Genomic DNA, 24,005 nt, shown 5'->3' on the forward strand with positions numbered 1-24,005 from the left:
GGCGTTCTGACAGGAGGTCAGCGTGTTCCGGGCCGACCGCGGAGGGCGGCGGCGCGGCGGCGAGCCCGCGCGGCGGGGGCTGCTCAGCTCACCCCCGCGGCGGGCGGGCGGCTCAGCCCACGAGGTTGTCGGCCAGCTCCTCGCTGAGGTTGGCCTCCGTGCTCGGGATGCCCAGGTCGGAGGCGCGCTTGTCGGCCATGGCGAGCAGCCGGCGGATCCGGCCGGCGACGGCGTCCTTGGTCAGCGGCGGGTCGGCGAGCGCGCCCAGCTCCTCCAGGGAGGCCTGCTTGTGCTCCATGCGCAGCCGGCCGGCCGCGGCGAGGTGCTCGGGGACCTCCTCGCCGAGGATCTCCAGCGCGCGCTGCACCCGGGCCCCGGCGGCCACGGCCGCGCGGGCGGAGCGGCGCAGGTTGGCGTCGTCGAAGTTGGCGAGGCGGTTCGCCGTGGCGCGCACCTCGCGGCGCATCCGGCGCTCCTCCCAGGCGAGCACCGACTCGTGCGCGCCGAGGCGGGTGAGCAGCGCGCCGATCGCGTCGCCGTCGCGGACCACGACCCGGTCGACCCCGCGCACCTCGCGGGCCTTCGCGGCGATGGACAGCCGGCGGGCGGCGCCGACGAGCGCGAGCGCGGCCTCCGGACCCGGGCAGGTGACCTCCAGGGAGGAGGACCGGCCGGGCTCGGTGAGCGAGCCGTGCGCCAGGAACGCCCCGCGCCAGGCCGCCTCCGCGTCGCAGGTCGCGCCGGACACCACCTGCGGGGGCAGGCCGCGGATCGGGCGGCCCCGGCCGTCGACCAGGCCGGTCTGCCGGGCCAGCTGGTCACCGCCCGCGACGACCCGCACGACATAGCGGGAGCCGCGGCGCAGACCGCCGGGCGCCATCACGATCAGCTCGGAGCTGTGGCCGAAGATCTCCAGGATGTCCCGCTTGAGCCGGCGGGCCGCCATCGCCGTGTCCAGCTCCGCCTCGATCACGATCCGACCGCTCACCAGGTGAAGGCCGCCGGCGAACCGCAGGATGGCGGAGACCTCCGCCTTTCTGCAGCAGGTACGGGTGACGGGGAGCCGGGAGATCTCGTCCTTCACCGCTGCCGTCATCGCCATGGGCCGATCCTTCCATGCATCCGAAAAATACGGTCGTACGCGGCGGCCAGCAGCTCCGGATCATGCCGCGGAGTTCCGTCGGGCCGGGCCACCGGCGCCAGCTCCACCGCGGCCCCGAACCGTTCGGCGGCGTCGGTGAGGGAGTCGCGGTCGGGCACGGCGGCCTCGTCGGCCAGCACCACGTCCAGGGCGAGTTTAGGGGCGTGTCGTCCCAAAACCTCCAAATGACGCTGCGGGGAGAAGCCTTCGGTTTCTCCCGGCTGCGGTGCGAGGTTCAGGGAGAGTACCCGGCGCGCCTTCGTCTCCGTGAGCGCGTCCAGCAGTTGCGGCACCAGCAGGTGCGGGATGACCGAGGAGAACCAGGAGCCGGGGCCGAGGACGACCCAGTCCGCGTCGAGGACGGCCGCCACCGCCTCCGGGACGGCCGGCGGGTCGTGCGGCACGAGGTGCACGGACTGCACGTCGCCGGGCGTCAGCGCCACGGTCGCCTGTCCCCGCACGGTGTCCACGTCGTCGGGGCGCTCGGGGTCGTGCCCCTTGACCAGGGCCTCGAGCTCCAGCGGCACCGCCGACATGGGCAGCACCCGCCCGTGCGCGCCCAGCAGCTTGCCGACCAGGTCCAGGGCCTGCACATGGTCGCCGAGCTGCTCCCACAGGGCCACGATCAGCAGGTTGCCGACCGCGTGGCCATTGATCTCGCCCTGCGACTGGAAGCGGTGCTGGATGACGCGGGACCAGGTCTGGCCCCAGTCGTCGTCGCCGCACAGCGCGGCCAGCGCCTTGCGCAGGTCGCCGGGCGGCAGCACGCCCAGCTCGTCGCGCAGACGCCCGCTGGAGCCGCCGTCGTCGGCCACCGTGACGACGGCGGTGAGGTCGCCGGTGATCCGGCGCAGCGCGGCGAGCGAGGCCGACAGGCCCATGCCGCCGCCGAGGGCGACGACCTTGGGCTGGGCGCCGCGGCGGCGCGGCCTGGCGCCCCGGGCCTCGGCCGGCCGGCTCACCCGCCCCTCGGGCGCCGTTCTGCGCAGCCGGCCCAGCCGCGGAGTGCGTCCCGTCATTCCCGTCCCATGTCCCGGTGCACGACCACCGTCTCCACGCCCTCGGCCGCGAGGCGCGCGGCGAGCTTCTCCGACATCGCGACCGAGCGGTGCTTGCCGCCCGTGCAGCCCACCGCGATGGTCACATAGCGCTTGCCCTCCCGCCGGTAGCCCGCGGCGACCAGCTGGAGCATCTCGGCGTACCGGTCGAGGAACTCCTTGGCGCCGGGCTGGTTGAGGACGTACGCCGAGACCTCCTCGTTGAGGCCGGTGAAGGGGCGCAGCTCCGGGACCCAGTGCGGGTTGGGCAGGAAGCGCATGTCGACGACCAGGTCGGCGTCGACGGGGAGGCCGTACTTGAAGCCGAAGGACATCACGGTGGCCCGCAGCTCGGGCTCCTCCTCGCCGGCGAACTGGGCGTCCATCTTGGCGCGCAGTTCGTGCACGTTGAGGCTGGAGGTGTCGATCACCAGGTCGGCGTCGCCGCGCAGTTCGCGCAGCAGCTCGCGCTCGGCGGCGATGCCGTCCACGATGCGGCCGTCGCCCTGGAGGGGGTGCGGCCGGCGCACGGACTCGAAGCGGCGCACCAGGGCGTCGTCGGAGGACTCCAGGAACACGATCCGCCGGGTGACGCTCTTGGACTCCAGATCGGCGAGGGATTCGCGGAGGTTGTCGAAGAAGCGCCGGCCGCGGACGTCGACGACGACCGCGATCCGCGCCACGTTGCCCTGGGAGCGGGCGCCGAGCTCCACCATGGTGGGGATCAGGGCGGGCGGGAGGTTGTCGACGACGAACCAGCCGAGGTCCTCCAGACACTTGGCCGCCGTCGAGCGCCCGGCCCCGGACATGCCGGAGATGATCACCAGCTCGGGGATGGCCGCCTCGGGGATCCCGGGGGGTGTGACGTCCGTACTCACCTGTGCTCCGTCTTCCTGGCGTGCCTGCTGCTCGTCGCCGTCGTGACCTGCGTCGTGCGGGGTCTGTTCCGGTTCGGTGCTGGGGTGTGCGTCGTGCTCGGTCATGTCTCCTGCCCCCGTCGTTCTTGTGGGACGCCCGCGGCCACGGGCTCCTCGGCGGAACCCTCCGTCGTACCGGGTTCCCCCTCCTCCATGATCTCTCCTGTCGCCGTGTTCACGGCGGGGGCGGACGGAGCCGCCTCGGCGAGGGCGACGGCGATCGTCTCGGCCGTCTTGCGGCCTATGCCGGGCACCTCGCAGATCTGCTCGATCGTCGCGGCACGCAGCCTCTTCACGGAGCCGAAGTGTTTGATGAGCGCCTGCTTGCGGGTCTCGCCGAGGCCCGGCACGTCGTCCAGCGGGCCGGAGCGGAACCGCTTGGCGCGCTTGGTGCGCTGGTAGGTGATCGCGAAGCGGTGGGCCTCGTCGCGGACGCGCTGGAGCAGGTAGAGGCCCTCGCTGCTGCGGGGCAGGACGACCGGGTCGTCGTCGTCCGGCAGCCAGACCTCCTCCAGGCGCTTGGCGAGGCCGCAGACGGCGATGTCGTCGATGCCCAGCTGGTCCAGCGCCCGCCGGGCGGCCGCGACCTGCGGCTGCCCGCCGTCGACGACGACGAGCTGGGGCGGGTAGGCGAAGCGCTTGGGACGGCCGTCGTCCTCGGTGAGGGTGCTGACGACGGCGTCTTCGGGGGTGGCGGGCGCGATGGGGGCGACCGTGGCGACGGGCGTGCCGTCGGCGAGGGCGGGGTCGGCGTCACCGTTCGAGGGGGCCGGGTCGCCGTCCGGGAGGGCGGGGTGGGTGGTGTCGGTCCACTCGCCCGTGCGCTCCTTCTCGGCGAGGTAGCGCCGGAAGCGGCGGGTGATCACCTCGTGCATGGACCGGACGTCGTCCTGTCCCTCGAAGCCCTTGATCTGGAATCGGCGGTACTCGCTCTTGCGGGCCAGACCGTCCTCGAAGACGACCATGGAGGCCACGACGTCGTCGCCCTGGAGGTGCGAGATGTCGAAGCACTCGATCCGCAGCGGGGCGCTGTCCAGGTCGAGGGCCTCGGCGATCTCCTCCAGGGCACGCGAGCGCGTGGTGAGGTCGGAGGCGCGCTTGGTCTTGTGCAGGACCAGGGCCTGCTGGGCGTTGCGCTCGACGGTCTCCATCAGGGCCCGTTTGTCGCCGCGCTGCGGGATGCGCAGCGAGACGCCGGAGCCGCGGCGGCCGGTCAGCCACTCCTGCACCGGCTCCACCGGCTCGGGCAGGGCGGGGACCAGGACCTCCTTGGGCACGGCGTCCCCGGTCTCCTCGCCGTAGAGCTGCTGGAGGGCGTGTTCCACGAGGGCGCCGGTGGTGATCTCCTCGACCTTGTCGGTGACCCAGCCGCGCTGGCCGCGCACGCGTCCGCCGCGCACGTGGAAGATCTGGACCGCTGCCTCCAGCTCGTCCTCGGCGACCGCGATCAGGTCGGCGTCGGTCGCGTCGGCGAGCACGACCGCGTTCTTCTCCATGGCCTTCCGCAAGGCCTCGATGTCGTCGCGCAGCCGGGCGGCCCGCTCGTACTCCAACTCCTCGGCCGCCTCGCCCATCTGCTTCTCCAGCCGGCGCAGATAGGTGCCGGTGCGGCCGGTCATGAAGTCGCAGAACTCGTCGGCCAGCTCCCAGTGGTCGTCGGCGGAGATCCTCTCCACGCAGGGCGCGGAGCACTTGCCGATGTAGCCGAGCAGACAGGGGCGGCCGGTGCGGGACGCGTTCTTGAAGACGCCCGCCGAGCAGGTGCGGACCGGGAAGACGCGCAGCAGGAGGTCGACGGTGTCGCGGATCGCCCACGCGTGCGCGTACGGCCCGAAGTACCGGACGCCTTTCTTCTTGTGGCCGCGCATGACCTGCACGCGCGGGAAGTCCTCGTTCATCGTCACCGCGAGGTAGGGGTAGCTCTTGTCGTCGCGGTACTTGACGTTGAAGCGGGGGTCGTACTCCTTGATCCACGAGTACTCCAGCTGGAGCGCCTCCACCTCCGTGGACACCACCGTCCACTCCACGGACGCCGCCGTGGTCACCATGGAGCGGGTGCGCGGGTGCAGGCCCGCCAGATCCTGGAAGTAGTTCGCCAGGCGCTGGCGCAGGCTCTTCGCCTTTCCGACGTAGATCACCCGGCGGTGCTCGTCACGGAACCTGTACACCCCGGGGGAGTCCGGGATCTGTCCCGGACTGGGGCGGTAGCTGGAGGGGTCGGCCATGTCTCACACCCTACTGGCGCACGGTGACAGTCCGGCGGGGCTGTGGACAACCACGGCCGTGTCCACGACACGTGTCACGGAGAGGTCCCGGCCGGTCGTGCGTCACGTTCGGGCGTCAGGTGTTGTCGGGGCTTGGTCAACACGCTTCAATGCGGGAGAACTCGGGGTGGTGAAGCACGCCCTACGGATGTGAAGGCGCCCCGCGCCTCCTGGGGTCGCCCGGCCACCCACGCGATCGGTCTGACCAGCCGTCGTGCGCATTCACAGAAAGGCCCCTGCATGCCGCATGCCCCTCAGCACGTGGACGCCGCCGCCGACGCCCCCGCCGCGGACCTGGACGCGGCCCTGCGGGGCGGCCCCTTCCACGTCGCCCTGCGCGCCGCGATCGCCGCACGGGGACTGCCCCTCCAGCGCGTCCAGCACCATCTGTCACGGCACGGGGTCAAGGTCGGCGTCACCAGTCTGAGTTACTGGCAGCAGGGCGCCCGCCGGCCGCAGCGCCCGGAGTCCCTGCGGGCCGTGCGCGCCCTGGAGGAGATACTGCGGCTGCCGGACGAGTCCCTGATCCGGCTGCTCACGGAGGCCGAGGCGGACTCGCTCACCGGGCAGCCCGCGGGACGCTCCTACCGGGCGCTCATGGCGGCCTCGGACGTCCTGGAGACGCTCTTCGTCGAACTGGAGTGCCCTCTCGACGACGGTCTGCACACGCTCGGCCACCATGAGCGGGTCCGCATCGGCGCGCGCCGCGAGCTGCTGGGGCGCGAGTCGCAGCACATCGTGCGGGCCCACCGCGACGGCGTCGACCGTTTCGTCGCCGTCCACCACGGCGACCCGGGGTGCGTACCGGAGCAGATGGCCGTGCAGGCCCTGGAGAACTGCCGCACCGGACGCGTCCGCCGCCACCACGACACCGGCGTCCTGGTGGCCGAGTTCCTCTTCGACACCAGCCTGCGCGCCGGCGACACCTTCCTCTTCCGCTACGGCGTCCAGGACGGCACCGCCGAGGCGTCCCGCGAGTACGTCCGCGGCTTCGACGCGCCGGGCGGCCAGTACGCCCTCCAGATCCGGTTCGCCGAGGACGCGCTGCCCGTCCGCTGCCACCGCTTCACCCGGCACTCCCCCGCCGCGCCGCGCAGCGGCCGACAGGAGCTGCCGCTCAGCCACCGCCACCGCTCGGTCCACCTCGTCGAGCCGCGGGTGCGGTCGGGCATGCTGGGCATCGGCTGGGACTGGGAGTGAACGAGCCGCCGAGTCCATCCGCGCCGCCGAGCCGCCGGCAACCGAGCCGCTGAGCAACTGGGTGACCGAGTCACCCGAGGAAGGAACCGCCCCGTGATCGTCGTCGCCGGTGAGGCCCTGATCGACCTGGTACCGCAGGGCACGGGCGCCCTAGCGACACTTCAGCCGGCGCTCGGCGGCGGCCCGTTCAACACGGCCGTGGCCCTGGGCCGGCTCGGCTCCCCCACCGCCTTCTGCTCCCGCACCTCCCGCGACGCCTTCGGCGAGGCCCTGCTCGACCGGCTGCGCGAGACCGGCGTGGACGTGTCGCCGGTGCAGCGCGGCACGGAACCGACGACCCTCGCGGTCGCCACGATCGACGCCGACGGCTCGGCCGCCTACTCCTTCTACGTCGACGGCACCGCGGACCGGCTGTTCGCGGCGCCGGCCGGCCTGCCCGCCGGGACGCGCGCGGTGTCCTTCGGCACCTGCTCGCTCGTCCTGGAGCCGGGCGCGAGCGCGTACGAGGAGCTGATGCGGACCTCGGCCGCGCGAGGTCTGTTCACCGCGCTCGACCCCAACGTCCGGCCCGGCCTGATCCCCGACGCCGACGCCTACCGGGCCCGCTTCAAGAGCTGGCTGCCGTCGGTGGCCCTGCTCAAGCTGTCGGAGGAGGACGCCCGGTGGCTGGGCGGTTCCCCGCGCGAGTGGCTGTCGGCCGGCCCGGCGGCCGTCGTGATCACGCACGGCGGCGAGGGGCTGACCGCCTACGCCTCGGACGGCGCCGAGTACTCGGTGCCGGGCGAGAAGGTCGAGGTCGTGGACACGATCGGGGCCGGTGACACCGTGAACGCGGCGCTGCTGCACGGGCTGTCCGCGCGGGACGCCCTGTCCCCGGCGGCGCTGGCGGGCCTGGGGCGCGACGGCTGGGAGCGGCTGCTGCGGTTCGCGGCCCGCGCGGCGGCGATCACCTGTTCCCGGGCGGGCGCCGAACCGCCGTACGCGTCCGAACTCGGCGAGCTGTAGGGGCGGTTCGTCGGCGTACGCCGGGTGCGCGATCCGGTGCACGGAGAACGGACGGCGGCCCGTGGGGAGTTCCCACGGGCCGCCGTCCTTCGTGCGTGCTCGGCGTGTCAGCGCCTCGGCTCGGCCGTCAGGCCTTGCGCGCTGCCCGCGTGGTCTTCTTCGCCGGCGTCGCCTTCTTCGCGGCCGTCTTGGCCGGCGTCTTCGCCGCTGTCTTGGCAGCCGTCTTGGCCGCCGTCCTGCGGGGGGCCTTCACCGGTGCCGCGTCGCTGATGCGGTCGGCGTCGAGGATCTCCCTCAGGAACTTGCCGGTGTGGCTGGCCGGCACTCCGGCGACCTCCTCCGGCGTGCCCTCGGCGACGACGACGCCGCCGCCCGCGCCGCCCTCGGGGCCCATGTCGACGACCCAGTCGGCGGTCTTGATCACGTCGAGGTTGTGCTCGATGACGATGACCGTGTTGCCCTTGTCGACCAGCCCGGAGAGCACCCTGAGGAGCTTGCTGATGTCCTCGAAGTGCAGGCCGGTGGTCGGCTCGTCCAGGACGTAGACCGTGCGGCCGGTGGAGCGGCGCTGGAGCTCGCTGGCGAGCTTGACGCGCTGGGCCTCACCGCCGGACAGGGTGGTCGCGGACTGGCCGAGCCGGACGTAGCCGAGGCCGACGTCCTTGAGCGTGTTGAGGTGGCGGGCGATCGCGGGGACGGCCTCGAAGAACGCCGTGGCCTCCTCGATCGGCATGTTGAGGACGTCGGCGATGGACTTGCCCTTGTAGTGGACCTCCAGGGTCTCCCGGTTGTACCGGGCGCCGTGGCAGACCTCGCACGGGACGTAGACGTCCGGGAGGAAGTTCATCTCGATCTTGATGGTGCCGTCGCCCGCGCAGTTCTCGCAGCGGCCGCCCTTGACGTTGAAGGAGAAGCGGCCGGGCATGTAGCCGCGGACCTTCGCCTCGGTGGTCTCGGCGAACAGCTTGCGGACGTGGTCGAAGACGCCGGTGTAGGTGGCGGGGTTCGACCGGGGGGTGCGGCCGATGGGCGACTGGTCGACGTGGACGACCTTGTCGACGAGATCGTCGCCGTCCACACGCGTGTGCCGCCCCGGCACGCTTCTCGCGCCGTTCAGCTCGCGGGCCAGGTGCGTGTACAGGATGTCGTTGACCAGGGTCGACTTACCGGAGCCGGAGACACCGGTGACCGCGGTGAACACGCCCAGCGGGAAGGAGACGTCGATGTCCCGCAGGTTGTTCTCGCGGGCGCCGTGCACGGTGAGCTGCCGGGACAGGTCGCGGGGGCGTCGGATGTCGGGCAGCGGGATCGCCTTCTTGCCGGACAGGTACTGCCCGGTCTGCGAGGCGGAGTTGGCGAGCAGCTCCTTCAGGGAGCCGCTGTGCACGACCTCGCCGCCGTGCTCGCCGGCGCCGGGGCCGATGTCGACGATCCAGTCGGCGACCTTGATGGTGTCCTCGTCGTGCTCGACGACGATGAGCGTGTTGCCCATGTCGCGCAGCCGGACGAGGGTCTCGATCAGCCGGTGGTTGTCGCGCTGGTGCAGGCCGATGGAGGGCTCGTCGAGGACGTAGAGGACGCCGACGAGTCCGGAGCCGATCTGGGTGGCCAGACGGATGCGCTGGGCCTCGCCGCCGGAGAGCGTGCCGGCGGCGCGGTTGAGGGAGAGGTAGTCCAGGCCGACGTCGACGAGGAACTTCAGCCGCTCGTTGACCTCCTTCAGGACGCGCTCGGCGATCTTCTTGTCGCGGGCGTTGAGCTTGAGCTCGCCCAGGAAGTCCGCGCAGTCGCTGATGGACATCGCGGAGACCTCCGCGATGGACTTCTCCATGATCGTGACCGCGAGGACGATCGGCTTCAGGCGCGTGCCCTCACAGGTGGGGCAGGGCACCTCGCGCATATAGCCCTCGAAGCGCTCGCGGCTGGCGTCGCTCTCGGCCTCGCTGTGCCGGCGCTTGACGAAGGGGACGGCCCCCTCGAAGGGCGTGGTGTACACGCGCTCGCGGCCGTACCGGTTGCGGTAGCGGACCTCGATCTGCGTCTTGTGGCCGTGCAGGAGCGCCTTCTTGGCGCGCTGCGGCAGCCCGGCGAAGGGGATGTCCGTCCGGAATCCCAGCGCGTCCGCGAGTGCGGTGATCAGCCGGCCGAAGTAGTCCTTGGTGTGGCCGTGCGACCAGGGGTGGATGGCGCCCTCGTCGAGGGACTTGTCCTCGTCGGGGACGATCAGCTCGGCGTCGACCTCCATGCGCGTGCCGATGCCGGTGCACTCGGGGCAGGCGCCGAAGGGCGAGTTGAAGGAGAAGGAGCGGGGCTCCAGCTCCTCGAATGAGAGGTCGTCGTACGGGCAGTACAGGTGCTCGGAGTACATGCGCTCGCGCTCGGGGTCGTCCTCGGGGAGGTCGACGAAGTCGAGCACGACCATGCCGCCGGACAGGCCGAGCGCGGTCTCCACGGAGTCGGTGAGCCGGCGCTTGGCGGAGTCCTTCACCGTGAGGCGGTCGACGACCACCTCGATGGTGTGCTTCTCCTGCTTCTTCAGGGTGGGCGGGTGGGAGAGCTGGACGGTCTCGCCGTCCACCCGCGCGCGGCTGTAGCCCTTGGTCTGGAGATCCGCGAAGAGGTCGACGAACTCGCCCTTGCGCTCACGCACGAGCGGCGACAGGACCTGGAAGCGGCTCCCCTCCGGCAGCTCCAGGACCCGGTCGACGATGGCCTGCGGCGACTGGCGGGAGATCGGGCGGCCGCACTCGGGGCAGTGCGGCTTGCCGATGCGCGCGAAGAGCAGCCGCAGGTAGTCGTAGACCTCGGTGATGGTGCCCACCGTGGAGCGCGGGTTGCGCGAGGTCGACTTCTGGTCGATGGAGACCGCCGGGGAGAGGCCCTCGATGAAGTCGACGTCGGGCTTGTCCATCTGGCCGAGGAACTGGCGGGCGTACGAGGAGAGCGACTCCACGTAGCGCCGCTGGCCCTCGGCGAAGATCGTGTCGAAGGCCAGCGAGGACTTGCCCGACCCCGACAGGCCCGTGAAGACGATGAGCGAGTCGCGCGGAAGGTCGAGCGAGACGTTCTTGAGGTTGTGCTCGCGCGCTCCACGGACGATGAGACGGTCGGCCACGCCGGTCCGCACCTTTCTTGAGAGAAGTGACAGGGGCGGGGCCCCCGTCCTTTTCAGACTAGGGGGAGCCACTGACAACGCCGGACGGGATTCACCGGTTCACAACAATCCCCGGGCTTCCAGCATGCCTGACGTCGCCCCCGACCATATAGCACGCACATTCGATTTGCGGGCCCGTCCGCCTCCTTCACTCGAAGGTGTGACGGGTCTAGGGTCAGCACCATGATTGATCACGCTCATGACCTGGTGTCTGTACGTGAAGCGACGGAACGGCTCCTGAACGCAGTCGCCGAACTGGACGACGCGTCGGCGGCAGAACCGTCCCGCCTGCCCGGCTGGAGCCGCGGCCACGTCCTCGCCCACCTCGCCCGCAACGCGGACGCCCTGGTGAACGTCCTGGAGGGCCGACCCATGTACGTCGACGGCGCCACCCGCGACGCCGACATCGAGCGGGACGCCCCACGGCCCCTGGACGCGCACCTCGCCGATCTGCGGGAGAGCGCGGCCCGCCTCCATGCGGCGGGCGCCGCGCCCGCGGACTGGTCGCGCACCGTGGAACTGCGCAACGGCGTCACCGACTCCGCGTCCCGGCTGCCCTTCCGTCGGTGGGTGGAGGTCGAGCTGCACCACGTCGACCTCGGGATCGGCTACGACCTGGAAGACCTCTCGGCGGAGTTCACCGAACGGGAGATCGACTTCCTCGCGGACCGGTTCGCCGGCCATCCAGACGTGCCGCCGACGCGCCTGACGGACGGCACGCGCGCGTGGCGCACCGGCCGGCAGGCCGACGGCCCCGAGACGACCGTCACGGGTGCCCCCGCCGACCTCCTGGGCTGGCTCGCCGGGCGGCGCGACGGGGCCGCCCTGACCGTCGGCGGCGGACCCCTTCCGGCGCTCCCGCCGCTATAGGCTGCCGTCATGACGTACAGCGGAGAGGTGCGGGTCGGCGGCCCGGCGGACGTGCACGAGCTGAAGGACCTGATGATCACCAAGATCGCGGTCGGTCCCATGGACAACAACGCCTATCTGCTGCGTTGCCGGGCCACGGACGAGCAGTTGCTGATCGACGCGGCCAACGAGGCGCAGACGCTGCTCGGCATGATCGGTGACGACGGGATCGCCTCCGTCGTCACCACCCACCAGCACGGCGATCACTGGCAGGCGCTCGCCGACGTGGTCGCGGCCACGCGTGCGCGTACGTACGCGGGCCGGGAGGACGCCGAGGGCATCCCCGTGCCGACAGACGTCCCGGTGGACGACGGCGACGTCATCCGGGTGGGGCAGGTCGAGCTCACAGCGCGTCATCTCGTCGGGCACACGCCGGGCTCGATCGCCCTCGTCTACGACGACCCGCACGGGCACCCCCACGTGTTCACGGGCGACTGCCTCTTCCCGGGCGGTCCTGGTCGGACAACACAGCCTGAGGACTTCCAGAGTCTGATGAGCGGTCTCGAAGCGAAGGTCTTCACACTGCCTGATGAGACATGGATCTACCCGGGCCACGGTAACGACACCACCCTTGGGGATGAGCGGCCCCACCTTCAGGAGTGGTGGGCCCGCGGCTGGTAAGTCGCACACGCGATGAGAACTCAGATCATCACGGCGCTCGTGGGCGTCGTCGGCACGGGCCTCGGCGCCTCGCCGACCCTCATAGGCACGACTTGGCAGGCGCGCATTACTGCGCGAAGCAAACGCCAGGAGCTGGATCAGACGAAGGAGCAGGCCAGCACTCAGCTGTACGTCGACCATGTGAGCCGCCGCTTGGAGAACCGGCGGACCACGTACATCGGCTTCATGCAGGCCGTGTCTCAGCTGGTTCAGCTGACACGTGAGGACAAGATCGACCGGGCTCGGCTTGACAACGAAACCTTCGATCACCGGATGCAGATGATGGAGGCGGCGGGGGAGATCGAGGCGGCCAGGAACACGGTCATGGTCGACGGGCCCCAAGCAGTCGCCATCCAGGCCGCCGAGATCTGCCGGGTCCCCTACCCCCTGGCGCAAGCCGTCTCTGCCATCTACAACGAGGCCCTGGATGACGACGGGCGCCGGCAGGCGATGGAGCAGGCCATTGAAGTCCGCACTGTACTGATGCGGGAGCTGACGCGCTTCTCTGTGATGGCGTCAGCAGCGCTGAACCTGGATGGCGTTGGCAACCACCTAGACCCGCTTACCTCTCCTACTCCGACGCAAGGTCGCTAACGTCGCCTCCCCCGGTCACGATGTCTGGCGGCCAGCGTAGAGTGCGCGCACCCGGGCGCCGAGGGGCTCGAAAACGGCGTTCGCCGTCCTCACCACTTCTATGGTGTCGATTGATGAGCTCGCCGCAAGCAATCCGCTAGCCCGGGCCATGTGACTGGTGGCGGCCTGGGCCTTTTCTCTCACACCGTCATCCAGAACAAATCCCAGTTGCGAAGCGAGGTTGGACAAAGCTCCTGCGCCGCTGCGCCTGCCGCCTCCCTGCGCTCCTCAACCTCCGAGCTGAGACTGTTCCTGTCTCTTCGGTCCACGAACAGGAGGACCGACACGTGATAGTCGAGGAGTGCCGCAACGGCGGCCTGCATCAACTCGTTCACCTCGACGAGATGCTGTAGCTCGAACTCCTCACGCCGAGCCCGGAGCGCGTCCGCAGCGTCATCGGCCCGGTCCTTACGTTGCCGACGGTAAGCAAGCCAACTGTTCAACTGGGTGGCCAGGACACCGAGAAAGAATGCGGCGATCCCCCACCAGAAGTTCCACCCCTCCATGAGGCGTGAGCGTACGCCAAGCGATCACTGAGTTGGACGACCGTATGACGGTCGTCCAAGGGGGGATGCAGGTTGGCGATATCCGGGTGTCGCCAGTCTCTGAAAAGTGCCTGCGCGGTTCTACTGCGGCGCGCAGCCGCGCAGGACGGACGCGATCAAGTCGTCCAAGCCGTGCTCAGTGGCCTCCGGTGGCAGGACGCCGCTCACCGCCAGGCCGGCGTAGCCGTGCAGCGCCGCGAAGACCGGCAAGGCAATCCGTTCGAGTGGCCCCTCATGTACTTCGCCGCGGCCCTGCCCGTAGGCGATCAGGTCCAGGAGTTGATCGGACCATCGGTGGGCCGTTGCCCCGAGTGCTTCCGATGCCTCCGGGCTGTGCTTGACCGAGAACATCAGGTCGAGCAGCGCGGCGTTGTCCACGGCGAAGCCCACGTAGGCGCGGGCCGCGCTGTCCAGGCGGTCGGCGAACGTCTCGCCAGCGTCTTCCTGCGAGGCTGCGATGGCCTCGGCGAACCGCTCGAACCCGGTCAGCGCCAGGGCGTCCAGCAGCGCCTGCTTGGACTTGAAGTGGCGACTCGGTGCGGCGGGGCTCACCCCGATCTCGCGGGCCAGTTCACGCAGCGACAGCGCGGCTGCCCCCCGCTCGCGCAGTGTCGTCTCGGCTCGCGCGAGCAGCGCGGCGGGGAGGTCTCCGTGATGGTAGGGGCGGTTCGTCATGCCCTCAGCCTAGCCGGGTGTAGGCGACGTACACATTGTTATCGTTGACTACATTGTGATCGGTGCATACATTGGGGTCATGGCAAAGAACACGCACACCCAGCCCTGGAACACCACCGACATCCCCGACCAGACCAGCCGCACCGCCGTCGTCACCGGCGCCAACAGCGGCCTCGGACTCGCCACCGCCACAGCCCTGGCCGCGGCGGGCGCCCACGTCGTCCTCGCCGTACGCGACACCAAGCGCGGCGAAGCCGCAGCCGCGACGGTGAACGGCAGCGTGGAGGTCCGCCGACTCGACCTGGCCGACCTCGCCTCCGTCCGCGAGTTCGCCGCCGACTGGCACGACGACCTGGACCTGCTCATCAACAACGCCGGCATCATGAACGTCCCCGAAGGCCGCACCAAAGACGGCTTCGAGACCCAGTTCGGCACCAACCACCTGGGCCACTTCGCCCTGACCAACCTGCTGCTGCCGCACATCACCGACCGCGTGGTGTCCCTGTCGTCGGGAGCGCACAAGGCCCCGGGCAGTCCCCGCATCCACTTCGACAACCTCAACCTGACCGGCGAGTACAACCCGCTGACCGCCTACAGCCAGTCCAAGCTCGCCACCCTGCTCTTCACCCTGGAACTCCAGCGACGACTCAGCACCGCCGGCTCGCCCGTCCGCGCCCTCGCCGCGCACCCCGGCCTGGCCGCCACCAACCTCCAGAGCCACGACGCCAGCCTCCTGCGAACCCTCTTCTACCGTCTCGTCAACAGGCTGATCGCCCAGGACGGAGAGGCCGGCGCACTCCCCACCCTGTACGCGGCCGTCCAGGACCTTCCCGGCGCGAGTTACGTCGGCCCTGACGGCATGTTCGAGACCCGCGGCGCCCCGACCCTGGTCGGCCGCTCCCGAGCCGCCGCCGATCCAGAAGCCGCCCGCCGTCTGTGGACCGCCTCCGAAGAGCTGACCGGCGTCACCTTCCCTGAACCGACCGCCGCAGTTCGATCCTGAAGCCGCGGCCGACCCACCACACGGTGTCGGAGGCTGCTCGATACAGGGTGCTGAAGGTGGAGGACTGGGCGGAGATACGGCTGCATTGAGCAGAGGGCGTGCCCATTGAGGCGATCTCACGGCGGCTGGGGGCGGCCCGGAACACGGTGCGGGCCGCGTTGAACTCGGACCGGCCGCCGAAGTACGAACGGACTGCGCGCGGACGGGTAGCGGACGCCTTCGAGCCGCAGGCCGGCGCCCGTGATCGCCGAGCGGACTACCCGGCAGTGCAGCCAGAGCCACCTCAGCCTCGCCAAGGCCGAGGGGGTGCCACAGTCGCCAGTCGTCCGGCAGGCCTCGGATGCCCTCCCGCGGGGCGCGGGTCTTTTCGGTGGACGATCCTCCGATGCCGAGTGGCCCTGAGGCCTGTCCGACCCCGAAGGGGGAACGATGCTGTGCCACAACGATGTGTGCCCGGAGAACGTCGTCTTCCCGGGCGGGGTGGGCAACACCCGCAAGGACCCCGAGGCGTTCGCCCGCCTCATCCACGACGTGGAGACGAGGATCTTCGACGTCCTCCCGGACGAGACCTGGGTCTACCCGGGCCACGGCAACGACACCACGCTGGGCGCCGAGCGGCCGCACCTGCCGGAGTGGCACGCGCGCGGGTGGTGAGCAGGCGGTGAACCGCGCGGGCGGCGAACGGCGCGACAGGTGAACAGGGGGCGCGCGTTGGTGCTTGCGCGCCCCGTGTGAACGGTGTGCACGCGCCGGTGCCGCGCGCACACTCCCCGTCCACGTGGTTGCGCGGTCAACTGGTTGTAGCCCCGCGCGGGATGACGGCTCCCGCTCGGATGGGCCGCCGGCCTACGTTCCCCGCCCTCGGCCGGCGGCCCAGGCCCTCTCCAGCGGCCCTGTTCACGCAGCCGCAACACCCGTTCCCACCATGCGGACAGAAGCCGGGGCGACCTCGACAGACACGGGTTTCGCTGTCACTCTCCCGCCATGCACCTCGCCCTTCGCGTCCCGCGTCGCGCCCTCGTCGGCGTCACCGTAGCCCTCCTCGCCACCGCCGTCGGCTGCGCTCCGCAGCCGGAGGGCGAGGCGGCCGCCGCTCCGTCCGGTTCGGCCGGGAACGCCTGCGCCAAGGGCGCGTTGGCCACCAAGACCTCCGGCAAGCTGACGATCGCCACCGACACGCCCGCGTACGAGCCGTGGTTCAAGGACGACCAGCCCGCCAACGGCGAGGGCTTCGAGTCGGCGGTCGCGTACGCCGTGGCGAAGCAGCTCGGCTACGACAAGAGCGCCGTCGTCTGGCAGAGCGTGCCGTTCAACAAGGCCTTCGCGCCGGGCGCGAAGACCTTCGACTTCGACCTCAACCAGGTGTCGATCAGCGACGAGCGCAAGCAGGCCGTCGACTTCTCCTCCGGCTACTACGACGTGCGCCAGGCCGTCGTCGCGCTGAAGAACTCCAAGGCCGCGGGCGCGAAGAGCATCGCCGACCTCAAGGGCCTCAAGCTGGGCGCCCAGGTCGGCACCACGAGCCTCGACTACATCGACGACGTGGTGAAGCCGACGCGGGACGCGGCCGTCTACGCCAAGAACGACCAGGCCAAGTCCGCGCTGAAGAACGGCCAGGTCGACGCCATCGTCACCGACCTGCCGACCGCCTTCTACATCACCGCCGCGGAGGTCACCGACGGCACGATCGTGGGGCAGTTCGAGAACAAGGGCGGCACCCCCGAGCAGTTCGGGCTGGTGCTCGACAAGGGCAGCGCGCTCACCCCGTGCGTGACGGCCGCCGTGGACGCGCTCCGCGCGGACGGCACCCTGGCGAAGGTCGAGAAGCAGTGGCTCTCCGACGCCGTCGACGCCCCGGTCCTCAAGTGACCGTCGTCAAGGAGGAGTCCGGCCCGGAGGACGCCGACGACTCGGGCGACACGGGCCACACGGGCGACGACAGCGGTGACGTGCGGGCCCGCGACGCTCAGGACGACGGCTACATCCCCTCGCGGCGGCGGCTGGAGCGGGAGCGCTACAAGCGCACGCGTGCCCGCCGCGCCACGGCGATCGCCGCGCTGTCGACCCTGGTCACCGCCGTCGTCCTCTACCTGGTCGTCGTCAGCGCGCCCGGCTGGCCGCGCACCAAGGAGACGTTCTTCGACGGGCGCTACGCGCGCGAGGCCCTTCCGAAGGTCCTGGAGGGGCTCTGGCTGAACGTGCGTCTGCTGCTCGTCTGCGGCGCCGCCGTGCTCGTCCTCGGCATGCTCATCGCGGTGGCGCGCACCCTGCGCGGCCCGGTCTTCTTCCCGCTGCGGGCGCTGGCCGCCGCGTACACGGACTTCTTCCGCGGACTGCCGCTGATCATCAATCTGATGATCGTGGTGCTGGGCGTGCCGGCGCTGCGCCTGCAAGGCGTGACCGTCGACCCGATCCTGCTCGGCGGCACGGCGCTGACCCTGACGTACTCGGCGTACGTCGCCGAGGTGTTCCGCGCCGGCATCGAGTCCGTGCACCCCTCGCAGCGCGCCGCCGCCCGCTCGCTGGGCCTGACCAACCGGCAGGCGCTGCGGCACGTGGTGCTCCCCCAGGCCGTGCGCCGTCAGGTGCCGCCTCTGCTGAACGACCTGGTCTCCCTCCAGAAGGACACCGGTCTCGTGTCGATCGGCGGCGCGGTCGACGCCGTGCGGGCCGCCGACATCATCGTGGGCCGCAGCCTCAACTACACGCCGTACATCGTCGCGGGACTGGTCTTCGTGGCGCTGACCATCCCGATGACCCGGTTCACGGACTGGGTGACGGCCCGGATGGACCGTCAGCGGGCCCAGGGAGGAACGACATGAGCGACGCGCCCGACGCCCACGACGGCCCCGTGCTGCGGATGGAGTCCGTCCGCAAGACCTTCGGCGGTTCCGTGGTCCTGCGGGACGTCGATCTGGAGGTCGCCCCGCACACGGTGACCGCGCTGATCGGCGCCTCCGGCTCCGGCAAGTCCACGCTGCTGCGCTGCGCCAACCTGCTGGAGGACATCGACGACGGCGCGATCTGGCTGGACGGCGAGGAGATCACCGACCCGCGCGCCGACCAGGACGCGGTACGGCGGCGGATCGGCGTGGTCTTCCAGTCGTACAACCTGTTCCCGCACATGACCGTGCTGGAGAACATCACGCTGGCCCCGCGCCGGGTGCACGGCGTCCCGCGCGCGCAGGCCGAGGAACGCGCCCGGGAGCTGCTGGAGCGGCTCGGTCTCGGCGGGAAGGCGGGCGAGTACCCGGACCGGCTCAGCGGCGGCCAGCAGCAGCGTGTCGCGATCGTGCGCGCCCTCGCCGTACGGCCCCGGCTGCTGCTGCTCGACGAGATCACCGCGGCTCTCGACCCCGAGCTGGTGGGCGAGGTCCTGAACGTCGTCCGCGATCTGAAGGGCGACGGCATGACCATGGTGCTCGCCACGCACGAGATGGGCTTCGCACGAGAGGTCGCCGACCAGGTCTGCTTTCTGGACGGAGGCGTGGTGCTGGAGCGCGGCACCGCCGAGCAGGTCTTCGGCGACCCGCGGCAGGAGCGCACGCGGCGCTTCCTGCGACGGATCGTGGAGGCGGGCCGGCTGTAAGGGCGCGCGCAGAAAGGGTGCGTGCGGCAAGGGCGCTCGTTGTAAGGGGCGTTCGCCAGGAGGCCGGTGCTTACGCGTCGGCCCGCGCCGCGCCCGCCAGCGCCGCGACCCGCTCCACGCCGAAGACGTACCCCTGCACGCCGCAGCCCGCGATGACGCCGTCGGCGCGCAGCGAGACGTACGAGTGGTGCCGGAACGACTCCCGCTGGTGGATGTTGGAGATGTGGACCTCCAGCACAGGCAGGCCGTCGCAGGTGTTGAGCGCGTCGAGGATCGCGACCGAGGTGTGCGAGTAGGCGCCGGGGTTGATGACGATCCCGCAGTGGTTCAGCCGCGCCTCGTGGATCCAGTCCACCAGCTCGCCCTCGTGGTTGGACTGCCGGAAGTCCACCGTGCCGCCGTGCGCGGCCGCCGCCTTGACGCACATCGCCTCGACGTCGGCCAGGGTGTCCGAGCCGTAGATCTCCGGCTGGCGCTGCCCCAGCAGGTTCAGGTTGGGGCCGTTGAGGATCATGATCGGGGCGTTGGCGAGGGTGCGGGGCACGGTTCCTCCGGTCCGGTGAAGGCAGGCTGCTCACCCACCGTTTATCACGATGCGCCGCCACGGTACCGGCCGTACCCTCCCGGCATGACCATGATCTCGTACCCGCCCAAGCCCTCCCCCGGCGACCGCATAGCCGTCGTTTCGCCCGGCGCCGGCCTGCCCGGCCTCTTCCCGCGCCCCTTCGAACTGGGCCTGAAGCGGCTGCGCGAGGACTATGAGCTCGAACCGGTCGAGTACCCGACCACCCGCAAGATGGGCTCGACGCCGCAGGAGCGCGCCGACGACCTCCACGCGGCCTTCGCCGACCCGGACGTGAAGGCGGTCATGGCGTCGATCGGCGGCGATGACCAGATCACCGTGCTGCCTTTCCTGGACCGGGAGTTGATCCGGGCGAACCCGAAGCCGTTCTTCGGGATGAGCGACAACACGAACCTGCTCGCGTACCTCTACAACACCGGGATCGTCGGCTACCACGGCGCGACCGTGATGACGGCGCTGGGCCGGCCCGTGAGCATGGACCCACTGACCGCCGACTCCCTGCGGGCGGCGCTGTTCACCTCCGGCGCGTACGAACTGCGGCCCGCCGAACGCTGGAACGACGTCAACCGCGACTGGGCCGACCCGGCCACGTTCGAGGCGGAGCCGCAGACCCGTCCCGGCGACGGATGGACCTGGCTGAACGCCGACCGGGTGGTGGAGGGCCGCAGTTGGGGCGGCTGTCTGGAGATCCTCGGCTGGCTGCTCATGGCCGACCGGGAGATCGCGCACGACCTGTCCGAGTACGACGCGGGCGTGCTGCTCCTGGAGACCACCGAGGAGCTGCCGAGCGGCGAGGAGGTCTTCCGGACCCTGCGGAACATGGGCGAGCGCGGGCTGCTCCAGCGCTTCTCCGCGCTGCTGATGGGCCGGGCGAAGACCTGGTCCTTCGAGCGCCCCAACAGCCCGGAGGAGGCCGCTCGTTACGCGGCCGAGCAGCGCGACGCCGTCCTTCGTGCCATGCGCGCCTACGCCCCCGACACGACGATCGTCTTCGACGTGGACTTCGGGCACACCGATCCGCAGCTCGTGATCCCCTACGGGGGCATCGTGCGCGTCGACGGGCCCGCCCGGCGCATCACCGTCACGTACTGACGGGGGCAGCGCACCTCCGCGCGCCCCGTAACCCGCTGTGACGCTGGGTAGTTGACGCGGCATGCACGACGTACGCACCGTGAAGGCGCCCTCCATGCCGCGGCTCGCGGCCGCCTCGCTCGCCGGGACGGCCATCGAGTTCTACGACTTCTTCGTCTACGGGACCGCGGCCGCGCTGATCCTGGGGCCGCTGTTCTTCCCGACGTTCTCACCGCTGGCGGGGACACTGGCCGCCTTCGGGACGTTCGCCGTGGGCTTCGTGGCGCGCCCGCTGGGGTCGGTGCTCTTCGGGCACATCGGGGACCGGCACGGACGCCGGCCGGTCCTCGTCGTCTCCCTGCTGCTGACCGGCGGCGCGACGGTCGCGGTCGGATGCGTGCCGACGTACGACGCGATCGGCGTCACGGCCCCTCTGCTGCTGCTCCTGCTGCGTTTCCTCCAGGGGCTGGGGCTCGGCGGGGAGTGGGGCGGCGCCGTCCTGCTGACCGCCGAGCACGCGCCCGCCGGGCGACGGGCGCTGTGGTCGAGCTTCCCGCAGGTCGGGCCCGCGGTGGGGTTCGTGCTCGCCAACGGGGTGGTCCTCGCGCTGTCGGCGACGCTGACCGAATCGCAGTTCGCGCAGTGGGGGTGGCGGGTGCCGTTCTGGGCGGCGGGGGCGCTGGCCGTGCTCGGGCTGTGGCTCAGGTCGTCCCTCCCGGAGAGTCCGCGGTTCCTGGAGATCGACGACCACGCGCGGGTGCCGTTCGTGGAGGTCGTGCGCTCCCACTGGCGGCTCGTCCTGCTGACCGCCGGCGCGCTCTCCGTCGGCTACGCGATCTTCTACGCCGTGACGACGTGGTCCCTGGCGTACGCCACCGAGCGGCTGGGAGTGAGCCGGAACGTCATGCTGGCCTGCATCATGGCCGCGGTGGTGGTGAAGGGGGCGCTGACGCCGCTGGCGGCGCTGCTCGGCGACCGGTACGGGCGGCGGCCGTTGTGCCTCGCCGGCTGCGCGGCGGCGGCCCTGTGGATGTTCCCGCTGGTCGCGCTGCTGGCGACCGGTGAGCCGCTGCCGATGTTCCTGGGCATCCTGGGGGCGCTGGTCGCGTTCGTCACGATGTTCGCCGTGATCGCGGCCTATCTGCCGGAGCTGTACGAGCCGCGGGTGCGCTGCACGGGCGCGGCGGTCGGCTACAACCTCGGCGGGGTCCTCGGCGGCGCGCTCACGCCGATCGCGGCGACGGCTCTGGCGGAGCAGGGCGGGCGCGTCCCGTGGGGTGTGGGGGCGTATCTGACGGGCATCGCGCTGCTCAGCCTCGGCTGTTTCGCCCTGCTGCCGGAGACCCGCCCGGCGGCGGTGACGGTGGCGCGGCCGGCTATGGATTGACCGCCAACTCCAGGTACGCCGCGAACACCACCAGGTGCACGCCGCCCTGGAGCGGTGTGGCCCGGCCGGGCACCACGGTGAGGGAGCTGACCACGACGGTGAGCGCGAGCAGCACCATGTGGGTGGGGCCGAGGCCGAGGACGAGCGGCCCGGAGAGCCAGATGGAGGCGAGGGCGACGGCGGGGATGGTGAGGCCGATGCTGGCCATCGCGGAGCCGAGCGCGAGGTTGAGGCTGGTCTGCACCCGGTCGCGGCGGGCGGAGCGCAGTGCGGCAATGGTCTCGGGGAGCAGCACGAGCAAGGCGATGACCACACCGACGACGGCGTGGTGCAGTCCGGCCGCCTCCACGCCCTGTTCGATCGTCGGCGAGACCCCCTTGGCGAGTCCCACCACGCCGACCAGGGCCATGCCGAGCAGCCCGAGGCTGATCAGCGTGGTCCGGGAGGACGGGGCGCCGGCGTGGTCGTCCGCGGTGATCACGTCGCCCTGCCGGGTGACGGGCAGGAAGTAGTCGCGGTGCCGGACGGTCTGGGTGGCCACGAACAGGCCGTACAGGATCAGGGACGACAGGGCGGCGAAGGTGAGCTGGACGCCGGAGAACTCCGGGCCCGGCTTGCTGGTGGTGAAGGTCGGCAGCACCAGGCTGAGCGTGGCGAGGGTGGCGACGGTCGCGAGGGCGGCGCCGGTGCCCTCCGGGTTGAAGACCGCCGTTCCATGGCGCAGCGAGCCGACGAGGAGGCTGAGGCCGACGATGCCGTTGCAGGTGATCATCACGGCGGCGAAGACGGTGTCCCGGGCGAGCGTGGAGCTCTTGTCGCCGCCGTCCGCCATCAGCGTGACGATCAGGGCGACTTCGATGATCGTCACGGCGATGGCGAGGACCAGCGAGCCGAAGGGCTCGCCGACCCGGTGGGCGACGACCTCCGCGTGGTGGACGGCGGCCAGGACGGCGCCGGCGAGGACCACGGTCACGAGGGCGACGATCGCGCCGGGCAGATCCCGGCCCCAGGTCAGGATCAGCAGGACGACCGCGAGCGCCGGCACAAGGGACGTCCACCGGGTCGTGACCGACCTGAGCCGAGCGATCATGCTGCGATGGTCCCAGAGCTGTACGGGCTTCGCACCCCGGCCGCCTGGACGGCCGGCCGGAGTGCGGGGCGCCGGGGGCGGCGCCCGGCATCACGCCGGGCGCCGCCTCCGAAGACCGCGTCAGACATCGACGCTGTCCTTCGGAGCGCCTTCGCCGGTCTGCTGAGCCTCCTCGGCCGCCGCCTGCTTCTTGGACGCCCGGAGGCTGGTGATCGTGGTGATGATCAGGACGGAGCAGATGACACCCAGCGAGACCGGGATGCTGATCTCCGGGACGTGGACGCCGGACTCGTGCAGCGCGTGCAGCACCAGTTTGACGCCGATGAAGCCCAGGATGATCGACAGGCCGTAGCTCAGGTGGACCAGCTTCTTCAGCAGGCCGCCGATGAGGAAGTACAGCTGGCGCAGACCCATCAGCGCGAACGCGTTGGCCGTGAACACGATGTACGGGTCCTGCGTCAGACCGAAGATCGCGGGGATGGAGTCCAGGGCGAACAGGACGTCCGTGGAGCCGATCGCGAGCATCACGACCAGCATCGGGGTCATGACCCGCTTGCCGTTCTGCTCGATCCACAGCTTGGTGCCGTGGTAGCGGTCGGCGACGCCGAACTTGCGCTCGACGGCCTTGAGCAGCTTGTTCTCCTCGAACTCCTCGTCCTCCTCGTCCGCGCGGGCCTCCTGGATGAGCTTCCAGGCCGTCCAGATCAGGAAGGCGCCGAAGAGGTAGAACACCCAGGAGAAGCTGGCGAGGATGGCGGCGCCGGCGGCGATGAAGATCGCCCGGAGCACCAGGGCTATGAGGACGCCGATGAGCAGGACCCGCTGCTGGTACTGCGACGGGACCGCGAACTTCGCCATGATCAGGACGAAGACGAAGAGGTTGTCGACGCTCAGCGACTTCTCGGTGATGAAGCCGGCGAAGAACTCGCCGGCGGGCTGACCGCCGCCGAAGACGAACAGTCCGAGCCCGAAGAGGCCGGCGAGCACGATCCAGACGATCGTCCAGATGCCGGCTTCCTTGATCGACACGTCGTGCGGTTTGCGGCCGATGAAGAAATCGACCGCGATGAGAGCGGCTAGGCCCACGATGGTGAGGACCCACAGGCCCACGGATACATCCACTGCGCCTCCGGCAGTACGTA

General features: G+C 70.9%; 21 protein-coding genes and 2 pseudogenes. 13 read left to right on the forward strand and 10 right to left on the reverse strand.

All coding sequences use genetic code 11. From position 1 onward, the window contains the following. Positions 1-112: 112 nt before the first annotated feature. From whiA to uvrC, 4 genes are read right to left on the reverse strand one after another with little or no spacing between them, the layout of a single operon-like run. Positions 113-1,102 (reverse strand): DNA-binding protein WhiA, encoded by a 990-nt coding sequence (gene whiA, locus ACFYX4_RS00780; protein WP_130437364.1) that lies wholly within the window; start codon positions 1,100-1,102, stop codon positions 113-115. Further along, a complete protein-coding gene (yvcK, locus tag ACFYX4_RS00785; RefSeq protein WP_389323562.1) occupies positions 1,093-2,160 on the reverse strand; it encodes a uridine diphosphate-N-acetylglucosamine-binding protein YvcK in 1,068 nt (355 codons plus the stop codon). Before yvcK ends, whiA begins: the two co-directional genes overlap by 10 nt. Then, entirely contained in the window at positions 2,157-3,161 is a 1,005-nt protein-coding gene (gene rapZ / locus ACFYX4_RS00790; RefSeq protein WP_389323565.1) for an RNase adapter RapZ, read from the reverse strand. The genes yvcK and rapZ overlap by 4 nt, the downstream gene beginning before the upstream one ends. Continuing rightward, complete coding sequence (gene uvrC, locus ACFYX4_RS00795) at positions 3,158-5,320, reverse strand: excinuclease ABC subunit UvrC (protein WP_389323568.1); 2,163 nt, start codon at positions 5,318-5,320, stop codon at positions 3,158-3,160. Before uvrC ends, rapZ begins: the two co-directional genes overlap by 4 nt. Before the next feature lie 279 nt (positions 5,321-5,599). Here uvrC and ACFYX4_RS00800 point away from each other — a divergent pair, with 279 nt between their 5' ends. After that, positions 5,600-6,559, forward strand: a complete 960-nt coding sequence (locus ACFYX4_RS00800) for a hypothetical protein (RefSeq protein WP_389323571.1) — start codon at positions 5,600-5,602, stop codon at positions 6,557-6,559. Between the two features lie 93 nt (positions 6,560-6,652). Next, the gene (locus ACFYX4_RS00805; RefSeq protein ID WP_389323574.1) at positions 6,653-7,564 is read left to right on the forward strand and encodes a carbohydrate kinase; all 912 of its coding nucleotides are present in this window, start codon (positions 6,653-6,655) and stop codon (positions 7,562-7,564) included. Between the two features lie 127 nt (positions 7,565-7,691). Here the strand turns inward: ACFYX4_RS00805 and uvrA are convergent, their stop codons facing one another. Next, a complete protein-coding gene (uvrA, locus tag ACFYX4_RS00810) occupies positions 7,692-10,679 on the reverse strand; it encodes an excinuclease ABC subunit UvrA (protein ID WP_389323577.1) in 2,988 nt (995 codons plus the stop codon). 222 nt (positions 10,680-10,901) lie between these two features. On the opposite strand from uvrA, the gene ACFYX4_RS00815 reads away from it, so the two are divergent. Genes ACFYX4_RS00815 through ACFYX4_RS00825 form a run of 3 tightly spaced genes read left to right on the forward strand, consistent with a single transcriptional unit; the run spans position 10,902 to position 12,881 of the window. Further along, positions 10,902-11,588, forward strand: a complete 687-nt coding sequence (locus tag ACFYX4_RS00815) for a maleylpyruvate isomerase family mycothiol-dependent enzyme (protein WP_389323580.1) — start codon at positions 10,902-10,904, stop codon at positions 11,586-11,588. Between the two features lie 9 nt (positions 11,589-11,597). Then, positions 11,598-12,248, forward strand: coding sequence for an MBL fold metallo-hydrolase (locus tag ACFYX4_RS00820; protein ID WP_389323584.1), 651 nt, complete (start codon positions 11,598-11,600; stop codon positions 12,246-12,248). Positions 12,249-12,260: 12 nt separating this feature from the next. Continuing rightward, complete coding sequence (locus ACFYX4_RS00825; RefSeq protein ID WP_389323587.1) at positions 12,261-12,881, forward strand: hypothetical protein; 621 nt, start codon at positions 12,261-12,263, stop codon at positions 12,879-12,881. 179 nt (positions 12,882-13,060) lie between these two features. Here ACFYX4_RS00825 and ACFYX4_RS00830 read toward each other — a convergent pair whose 3' ends face one another. Together ACFYX4_RS00830 and ACFYX4_RS00835 are read right to left on the reverse strand one after the other, a co-directional pair. Further along, positions 13,061-13,426 (reverse strand): hypothetical protein, encoded by a 366-nt coding sequence (locus tag ACFYX4_RS00830; protein WP_389323590.1) that lies wholly within the window; start codon positions 13,424-13,426, stop codon positions 13,061-13,063. A gap of 120 nt (positions 13,427-13,546) precedes the next feature. Then, positions 13,547-14,140: a TetR/AcrR family transcriptional regulator gene (locus tag ACFYX4_RS00835; protein WP_389323593.1), complete on the reverse strand. Its 594-nt coding sequence runs from the start codon at positions 14,138-14,140 to the stop codon at positions 13,547-13,549. A gap of 79 nt (positions 14,141-14,219) precedes the next feature. On the opposite strand from ACFYX4_RS00835, the gene ACFYX4_RS00840 reads away from it, so the two are divergent. The 6 genes and pseudogenes from ACFYX4_RS00840 to ACFYX4_RS00865 all read left to right on the forward strand — a co-directional run bounded on the left by ACFYX4_RS00840 (position 14,220) and on the right by ACFYX4_RS00865 (position 18,732). After that, on the forward strand, positions 14,220-15,143 hold the full coding sequence (locus ACFYX4_RS00840) for an oxidoreductase (RefSeq protein WP_389323596.1): 924 nt from the start codon (positions 14,220-14,222) through the stop codon (positions 15,141-15,143). Positions 15,144-15,241: 98 nt separating this feature from the next. Then, positions 15,242-15,370: pseudogene (locus ACFYX4_RS00845) on the forward strand (IS21 family transposase); the annotation flags it as partial. A 238-nt stretch (positions 15,371-15,608) separates the two neighbouring features. After that, a pseudogene (locus ACFYX4_RS00850) lies at positions 15,609-15,797 on the forward strand (MBL fold metallo-hydrolase); the annotation flags it as partial. Positions 15,798-16,127: 330 nt separating this feature from the next. Then, positions 16,128-17,012, forward strand: a complete 885-nt coding sequence (locus tag ACFYX4_RS00855) for an ABC transporter substrate-binding protein (protein WP_389323599.1) — start codon at positions 16,128-16,130, stop codon at positions 17,010-17,012. Further along, complete coding sequence (locus ACFYX4_RS00860) at positions 17,009-17,965, forward strand: amino acid ABC transporter permease (RefSeq protein ID WP_389323602.1); 957 nt, start codon at positions 17,009-17,011, stop codon at positions 17,963-17,965. The genes ACFYX4_RS00855 and ACFYX4_RS00860 overlap by 4 nt, the downstream gene beginning before the upstream one ends. Next, positions 17,962-18,732: an amino acid ABC transporter ATP-binding protein gene (locus ACFYX4_RS00865; RefSeq protein ID WP_389323605.1), complete on the forward strand. Its 771-nt coding sequence runs from the start codon at positions 17,962-17,964 to the stop codon at positions 18,730-18,732. Before ACFYX4_RS00860 ends, ACFYX4_RS00865 begins: the two co-directional genes overlap by 4 nt. 70 nt (positions 18,733-18,802) lie before the next feature. Here ACFYX4_RS00865 and aroQ read toward each other — a convergent pair whose 3' ends face one another. Then, entirely contained in the window at positions 18,803-19,276 is a 474-nt protein-coding gene (aroQ, locus tag ACFYX4_RS00870) for a type II 3-dehydroquinate dehydratase (protein ID WP_389323608.1), read from the reverse strand. Positions 19,277-19,360: 84 nt separating this feature from the next. On the opposite strand from aroQ, the gene ACFYX4_RS00875 reads away from it, so the two are divergent. Then, a complete protein-coding gene (locus ACFYX4_RS00875) occupies positions 19,361-20,407 on the forward strand; it encodes a S66 peptidase family protein (protein ID WP_389323611.1) in 1,047 nt (348 codons plus the stop codon). 61 nt (positions 20,408-20,468) lie between these two features. Further along, positions 20,469-21,773 (forward strand): MFS transporter, encoded by a 1,305-nt coding sequence (locus ACFYX4_RS00880; RefSeq protein ID WP_389323614.1) that lies wholly within the window; start codon positions 20,469-20,471, stop codon positions 21,771-21,773. On the opposite strand, the gene ACFYX4_RS00885 is transcribed toward ACFYX4_RS00880, so the two are convergent. Then, positions 21,763-22,863, reverse strand: coding sequence for a calcium:proton antiporter (locus ACFYX4_RS00885; RefSeq protein ID WP_389323617.1), 1,101 nt, complete (start codon positions 22,861-22,863; stop codon positions 21,763-21,765). The two genes, ACFYX4_RS00880 and ACFYX4_RS00885, sit on opposite strands and share 11 nt — an antisense overlap. 120 nt (positions 22,864-22,983) lie before the next feature. Continuing rightward, a complete protein-coding gene (locus tag ACFYX4_RS00890; RefSeq protein ID WP_389323620.1) occupies positions 22,984-23,985 on the reverse strand; it encodes a TerC/Alx family metal homeostasis membrane protein in 1,002 nt (333 codons plus the stop codon). Between the last annotated feature and the right edge of the window lie 20 nt (positions 23,986-24,005).

The sequence above is a fragment of the Streptomyces sp. NPDC002328 genome, assembly GCF_042890065.1.
Classification (GTDB): Bacteria; Actinomycetota; Actinomycetes; order Streptomycetales; family Streptomycetaceae; genus Streptomyces.